We start from the raw sequence: 8504 nt of genomic DNA on the forward strand, positions 1-8504 counted from the left end.
CCCTCCCCGCTCATAAAACATCCGATATATGGCAATAATTTGTTTGTTCTACCCATGTCTGCCTAATCGCTCTATCCAATGGATAACCATGGAACAACAAGATGCCTGGAGGGACTCATGACTTATAATCTAGACCAGCTTAAGCAAGAGGCGCGTCAGCTTGCGCTTCAGCACAGTATCGGCGCCAAGCGGTTCCAGCCCTCGGTTATATGGAAGCCGTTCTACACCGACTCCCAGCTCCTGAGGGACTTCGTCTCATTCCTGCATCGGCATTCTGCTGCATCACCTATGCATACGGGGCCGGCTGAAGAATGGCTGCTGGATAATGCAGAATTCATAGAGGAGCAGGTCATCGAGGTGCAGACGCAGCTTGCCCAGCAAGCGCTCGGCCGACTTCCGGTGCTTCAAGATGAAGCAAGTCTGCGAATTCGCTCGGTATGTGAACAGTACCTCGACGCAGTGGACGGAGTATTCGATGAGGACACCTTGCTGACCTATCTTAATGCGTATCAGGAAGTGTCCGTTCTGAATTTGGCAGAGACGAATGCGATACCGCTCGTCCTGCGTGTGGCTCTAATAGGCCGGTTAGCGAAGACGATGTCTTATGTACGAGAGCGGCGCGAGGTCGGGCTTGAAGTAAGCCGGCTGCTCGCACAGCTGTCCCCCTCGACGATAACGAGTGAGGCGGTATCTGCACAGCTTGAAGCAGCGGGACGTTCCTTCCCGTTATCCGGTCCGTGGATCGTACACCTCATCTCTCAGCTTAGAGAATGGGCCGAGGATACTACATCGGTGCGTGAATGGCTGATCTGCAAGTTCGAGAATGGTGCCGAGGATCTTGATCGTATCGTCACGTACGAGCATCGTCTCCAAGCTTCTTATCAACTGACCGCCGGCAATCTCATTACAAGTCTGCGCAGCAATGAGAGGCGGGACTGGAACGGGCTGTTCGAGAGAATCTCCCTGCTGGATCGGACGCTCCGCAGTGATCCTTCCGGCCTCTATCCTCAGCTGGATGCGGCCTCCAGGAATGCTATCCTGAAGCGGGTAGAGACGTTGTCTCGCCGGATGAACGTGACCGAGACCCTGGTTGCCCATCAAGCGATGGAGCTTGCAGCAGCGGTCTTCCAATCCGCAGAGGAGCAGCCTCGGGAATCATTCGCCGCCTATTACTTATTTGAGCCGACAGGAGTGCTTGCGCTTCAGCATTCTCTTAGACAGTGCAGCCAGCCTCGCCCTCTTCCGGGTACGCATGTGAAGAAGCGGGCGATCAGCACTTATTTTGCCATGCTGATTGGCCTGCTCCTACTGTCGCTCCTTGCAGCGGCAGCCTGGATAAGTGCAGGGCAATCCCTATCCCCTCTCGGATGGGCCGCTCTTGCTATCGCTCTACTCCTGCCTGCTAGCGAGTGGGGAATTACGCTGCTTCATCTATTCATTGAACGATGCTATCAGCCTCGGCTTATACTGCGCTATGACTTCTCAAGCGGGGTGCCGGCGGATGCCTCGACGATGGTCGTCATACCGGCCATCTGGTCCAACGAGGAAGAAGTGAACGAGCTCGCAGACCGTCTTGAGATTCATTACCTGGCCAATCGGGATCCGAATATTCACTATGCACTGCTTGGTGACTTCACCGATGCGCCCGAAGAGCAGATGCCCTCAGATGCGGCTCTGGAAGCTTATGCAACCAGGAGGATCGAGGAGCTTGGGCGCAAGTACGAGAGCACCGGCACCACCTTCCATCTCTATCAACGCCGCAGACAGTGGAATGCTTCCGAGGGCGTGTTCATGGGCTGGGAGCGCAAGCGGGGCAAGCTCGCTGAGTTCATAGAGCTCCTCGGCGGCGACGAGCAGACGAGCTATCACATTAGGGTCGGTGAGCGAGAGGTGCTCTCTCGCATTCAATACTTGATTACGCTCGATGCAGATACGCAGCTTCCCATGGGGAGCGCTCAGCGCATGATAGGCACGATGCATCTGCCATACAATCGTCCGCGTCTGAATGCATCCCGCACGAGAGTAGTGGAGGGCTATGGCGTTCTGCAGCCGCGCATTGGCATGAGCCATCAGTCTGCGATGCGTTCCAGACTTGCCTACTACTCAGCAGAGCCCGGGGTAGATCCGTATGCCTTCGCAGCTTCTGATCCCTACCAGGACGCGTTCTCCCACGGGATCTTCACCGGTAAGGGCATTCTTCACGTTGGCGTATTCCGCGAGCTGCTTCGCGACCGCATTCCTCAGAATTCCGTTCTGAGCCATGACCTCCTGGAGGGAGGCTTCCTGCGAACAGGGCTGTTGTCGGACATTGAGCTGATTGACGATTATCCATCCACCTTCAGTGCCTATCAGAAGCGAATGAACCGGTGGGTGCGAGGCGATTGGCAGCTGCTCTGCTGGCTTCTTCCACGCGTCCGAGATCAGCATGGGACACCGCGGCCGGTTGATCTTGCGCTAGTAACCAGATGGCAGATGCTCGACAACCTGCGCCGCAGTCTGCTGCCAATCGTGTACCTAATCCTGATCGTATTAGGGTTAACCGTCCTGCCGGGCAGTCCGGGGAGATGGCTTGCGTTCCTTGGGCTAACGCTCCTGCTGCCTATCTTAAGGCAGCTCTCCTTCGTCGAAAATATCATCTACCAACCGAAGCGTCTCTGGAGCACCGCCATGCACCTTCTACTCTATATATGGACGCTGCCCTTCCAGGCGGCTGTCCTGCTCGATGCGGTCATTCGCACCTTGTATCGAGTGCTCGTGAGCAAGCGGCGCATGCTCGAATGGACGTCCTTCTCGCATATTGAGCGGGGAAGCAAGGGAAGCAGACGACTGCTGCTGCTCGGGAGCGGTGCAGGCATTCTGCTCATCGCCCTCGTGCTGCTTGCCTCCCTGCTGCAGTCCGATCCTGGTCCATACTGGTCCGGCATCGCTCTATGTGTGCTCTGGGCAACCGCCCCGCTCGGCGTTCGAATGTTCAATCAGCCGGTTAAGCAGGAGCAGCTTACCTTCACAGCAGAAGAACGTACGGGACTGCTTCGGCTAGCGCGGGAGATCTGGGCCTTCTATGAGGATTATGCCACAGAGCAAGATCACTGGCTTCCGCCAGATAATGTTCAGATGGATCCTCCGAATGGTGTTGCCCATCGCACCTCGCCGACGAATATCGGCTTCCTGCTCACGGCCGTCATTGCAGCAAGGGACTTCGAGTTCATTGACTCGGCTGAGATGGTTGAGCGATTGGAGAGGACGATTGCAACAATCGAAGGGATGGACAAGTGGCATGGACATCTCTATAACTGGTACGACACGATGACGCTGTCCACCCTTCCTCCTGCCTACGTATCTACTGTAGATTCGGGCAACTTCGTTGCCAGCCTGATGACCGTGAAGCAGGCTCTGGAGCATAGGCTGTCTGTTGAGAATGATCAAGGTTCTTGGAGGGACAGGGCTGAGCGTCTGCTTGAGCGGCTGGAGAGCTTGATTGTATCGACCGACTTCCGGCCGCTATATGACTATGCCTCCAAGCTGTTCGTTCTCGGTTATCATGCGGCGAGCGGCCGCAGAGATGACATCCTGTATGACCTGCTGGCGTCGGAGGCTCGCCAGACGAGCTTCGTTGCGATTGCGCTTGGCCAGATCTCTGTGTCACATTGGCTGGCGCTTGGCCGTACGGTTCGCAAGCTTGGAGGGGAGAAGACATTAGTCTCATGGTCAGGCACCATGTTCGAGTATCTGATGCCTTGGCTTATTATGCGGACGTATCGGGACACCATCTGGGATTCGACCTACCGCGGCGTTGTGAAGCGGCAGCTGGAGTATGCCAGTCAGCGCGGAGTGCCATTCGGGATATCCGAGTCAGGCTATTATGCCTTCGACTACCAGCTGAATTATCAGTACCGGGCATTTGGTGTGCCCGGGCTCGGCTTCAAGCGCGGTCTTGAGCTCGATCTCGTGCTTGCCCCATATGCAGCCGTCATGGCACTGCCATTCGCCGGGAAGGAAGGGCTTGCCGGGCTGGAGCGTATGGAGAAGCTGGGTGCTCGAGGCAAGTATGGCTATTATGAAGCGATAGACTTCACGCCAGAGCGTATGCCGAATGGCCGGACATCGATGGTTATCCAGAGCTTCATGGCCCATCATCAAGGAATGAGCTTGCTGACGCTGGCTAATTTGCTGCTTCCTACGCCGATGTATGATTATTTTCACCGGGATAAGCGGATTCAGGCGGCGGAGCTGCTCTTGCAGGAGAGAATACCTGCCCGGACCTCCAGGGTCATTCAGCCGCTGTCTGCCGGGGCTCGTCCTCCACAGGCTCCTGCCTTGCAAGGCGTGCCGCTAAGGGTGCTGCAGGGCGGGAATAACCTCGTCCCAGAGGTGTCCATTCACTCGAATGGAGCCTTCACCTCGGTGGTGACGGACAGCGGGAGTGGATTCATCCGGCTTGGAGGGACTGCGATTACCCGCTGGCGGGAAGATCCGGTTACCGATCATTGGGGCAGCTATATGTACATTAGAGATGTAGCGAGCAATCGCGTGTGGTCTCCAACTCCTCTGCCATGCGGCTCGGAAGAGACAGGGAAGACTCGCGTCCAGTTCACGCAGGATAGAGCGATATTCTTGAGCGAAGGAAGCGGCATTGAATCTAAGCTTGAAGTAGGCGTTGCCTCGGACACGAATGCTGAGGTCCGCCGTCTGACGCTAACGAATCACAGCCAAGCAGAGAGAATCTTAGAGGTTACGACCTTCATCGAGCTGGCCATGGCCGCTCCTGATGCGGATCGGGCCCATCCGGCCTTCACCAAGCTGTTCATTGAGACTGAGGTGGATGAGGAGAAGGAATGTATGCTCGCCCGCAAGCGTCCACGTAGCGGACAAGAGCAGGCTTGGTGGACCGTGCACAAGCTATCAGGAAGCGGAGCTTCCATTGGACCTGCCGAGTACGAGACGGACCGGGCAGCCTTCATCGGCAGAGGGCACGGTCTGTCCTCCCCTGCTGGAATTGCGGTTAAGCTCGGCTCAGCCCAAGGGGCCGTCGCGGATCCGGCCTTCGTCATGCGCAGGAGATTAAGCCTCGCCCCAGGAGCCCAGACGACGTTGATTGCGGTAACAGGCGCAGCGGATACGAAGGAGCAGGCGGCAGAGCTTGCGGACAGGCTCGCCACGGAACAGCAAGCTGACCAAGTCTATCAGCTCGCTTGGACTCGCAGTCAGATTGAGCTGCAGCATATGCATCTCTCCCCGGCAGATATCGCGGTGTATGGCTCTATGGCTGGGCGAGTGCTCTATACCGCCCCTATGAAGCTGGAGCGGGAGAGAGCGATTGGAGCGAATACGTTCGGCCAACAAGGGCTATGGGCACACGGTATCTCTGGAGATCGACCTGTTGTTATTGCCGTCATTGCCGACATCGCAGATCTGCCGTTCATTACGAAGTTGAGTATCGGATTCGACTACTTGCGCAGACAAGGAATAGGGTTCGACCTCGTCATTCTGAACGAATCCGCTGGCGGATACCAGCAGGATCTGCAGGACGCCTTGCGACGTACGATGGAGCAGTATGCTAGCCAGGCAGGAGGAATTCATGTGCTTGCAGCCGCTAATCTGAGGGAAGAGGATAAGTCTCTCCTATTCACCGTAGCCCGCTTAGTCCTTCATGCCGACGGAGCAAGCTTGAAGGCCCAGCTGAAGGCGGGGGCTTCACGTACTGTATTGCCAGGCCCGCTGTCTACTACAGCACCGCTTAATCGTTATCCGGCACCTCAAGATACGGATGACTCTTCAGCTCTAGTCTTCTTCAATGGATGGGGAGGCTTCACACCGGATGGCGGGAGGGAGTACAGGATGCTGCTCAAGCAGGGCAACCCCCTTCCGGCCCCATGGATTAATGTGATGGCGAACCGGGAGTTCGGATGCCTCGTGTCGGAGCTCGGCACAGGCTACACGTGGTGGCGCAACAGCCGAGAGTGCAAGCTTACGCCGTGGTCCAATGACCCTGCACTCGATCCGCCCGGTGAGATCTGCTATCTGCGTGATGAAGAGAGCGGCGAGTATTGGATGCTTGGCTCGACTCGTTCAGGAGGGCATCCTGCTTGCACCGTCTCTCATGGCCGCGGTTATACCCGGTTCGAAGCAGAGAACAACGGCTTGAAGCAGGAACTGACAGTCTTCGTGCCGCTTGAGAATCCGATCAAGATCTTGAAGGTACGACTAACGAATACAACAGCCCAGCCTCGCCAGATATCTGCAACCTACTACGCCGAATGGGTGCTCGGCGTTCAGAGGGAAGGCAATGCCTCGTATGTTGTGGCGAATTGGTCAGGAACGGACAGAGCGCTCATCGCTCGTAACGCCTATCAGGAGAACTTCCGCGAGGCGTATGCGTTCTTGGCTGTGAATGCCGCTTCAGCGTATGAGCAGAGCTGGACAGTCGACCGGCAGGAGTTCATCGGTCGAGGCGGACAATATGAATCGCCAGCCGCAATGAATCGCGAGAGGCTATCTGGAGCCACTGGTCCGCATCATGAGTCCTGCGGCGCGGTTCAAGCGAAGCTCGAGCTGAGTCCGGGAGCAGAGATGACAATCTATATCGTTCTTGGCTGCACCGATTCGGAGTCAGGTGCGGCTCAGCTCCTGCAGGCGTACAGAGAGCCAAGCTACTGTGAAGCAGCATATGCTGCGGTATTGAAGTTCTGGGATGACAGGCTAGGAGGCATTACCCTCTCCACTCCTTCACCTGAGCTGGATATCATGATGAACAATTGGCTCCTCTATCAATCCTTGGCATGCCGGATGTGGGCGCGAACCGCCTTCTACCAGGCTGGAGGAGCATACGGCTACCGCGATCAGCTGCAGGATTCGCTTGCGCTGCTTCATAGCCGTCCTGACCTTACCCGAGCACAGATCGTACTGCATGCCTCGCACCAATATATTGAAGGAGATGTACAGCACTGGTGGCATGAGGAGACGAGCAGAGGAATCCGCACGAAGTTCTCCGATGACCTGCTGTGGCTTCCTTATGCGGTCAGCCGTTACTTGGAGCATACAGAGGATGAGAGTGTGCTTGAAGTGACGGTTCCTTATCTGATCAGTAATGAGCTGAGCGCTGAGGAGCACGAGCGCTATGAAGAGACGGTGCAGTCCGAGCAGAGCGGGACGGTCATGGACCACTGTCTGCGTGCGATTGAGCGAAGCCTTAGATTCGGAGAGCACGGTCTGCCGTTAATGGGTATCGGGGACTGGAACGATGGCATGAGCCTTGTCGGTGCAGAGGGACGTGGTGAGAGCGTCTGGCTTGGCTGGTTCCAGGGACATATACTGGGCAGGTTCATAGAGCTGTGTTCGAGCAGAGGCGACTATGAACGAGCGGATCGATACAAGGCAACTCGGGATAAGCTGGCTGCTTCCTTGAATGAATCTGGCTGGGATGGTCAATGGTTCCGCCGAGCATTCACAGATTCAGGCGATTGGCTAGGTTCCATTCATAATGCGGAGTGCCGGATTGATTCCATTGCCCAGTCCTGGTCAGTCCTATCGGGACTAGGAGCAGACGACAAGGCGTTGCAAGCGATGCGTTCCTTCGATCGTGAGCTGGTGAACCGCACGCTTAATATCGCGCACATCCTCACCCCTCCATTCAATCGGACGGATCCGAGTCCAGGCTATATACAAGGATACCCGCCTGGTATTCGGGAGAATGGTGGGCAATACACCCACGGAGTCATCTGGAGCATCCTAGCTTGGTGCGGACTTGGGGATGGGGACAAGGCCTACGACCTGTTCCATATGCTCAATCCAATCTCGCATACGAAGACTGCTGCAGAAGTGAGGACGTATTATGGTGAGCCCTACGTCATGGCGGCAGATATCTACTCCGAGAGGCCGCATCCAGGTCATGCAGGCTGGACTTGGTATACGGGGGCTTCCGGCTGGATGTACCAAGCAGGGCTCGAATGGATCGTCGGAATTCGCCGCAGAGGACTGCGTCTTCATTTGAAGCCGTGTGTTCCTAGCAGTTGGCCAGAGCTCACGATTCAATATCGCTATGGAGATTCCACCTACCACCTGCATGTTCTTAATCCTTCACGCAAGTCGGCTGGGATATCTAAGCTGGTCATTGATAATCAAGAGATGGACATTACAGTCTATTCCGTTGATGAGGGGCCATTTGTAGAACTGAGGGATGATGGAGCACAGCATGACGTCGTTCTAACTCTTTAATGAAGGATAGAAGTCAGGAGGGTATCCTCTTGACTTCTTTTTGCGTGCTGTGATAGATTAGAACTCGCCGGTTTGAGGCAGTATGGTGGAGTTGAGATCGTGATTCATGTTAATGAAAAACTTTTTTAAAAAAAGTACTTGCATTAAACTAGGCACCTGTGATATATTATTTCTTGTCGCCGCTGAGGTAAACGCGAACGACACACAGAAGAAATGAAGAAGTAATTGTTCTTTGAAAACTGAACAACGAGTGAAACTGCCCCGATCGAAAGATCGGAAAGCAATAAAGC

1 protein-coding gene is annotated in these 8504 nt (G+C 55.6%); it reads left to right on the plus strand.

What is annotated here, in order from left to right; genetic code table 11:
* The first annotated feature begins 117 nt into the window (after positions 1-117).
* Positions 118-8214 (plus strand): GH36-type glycosyl hydrolase domain-containing protein, encoded by an 8097-nt coding sequence (locus tag ACFO9Q_RS21995; RefSeq protein ID WP_379185734.1) that lies wholly within the window; start codon positions 118-120, stop codon positions 8212-8214.
* Positions 8215-8504: the final 290 nt, after the last annotated feature.

Origin of the sequence: Paenibacillus sp. GCM10023252, assembly GCF_042653305.1 — a bacterium.
Classification (GTDB): domain Bacteria; phylum Bacillota; class Bacilli; order Paenibacillales; family Paenibacillaceae; genus Pristimantibacillus.

What these genes read in the sequence shown, in the direction of transcription:
- ACFO9Q_RS21995 (WP_379185734.1), top strand. Translation starts at nt 118, where the DNA reads ATGACTTATAATCTAGACCAGCTTAAGCAAGAGGCGCGTCAGCTTGCG.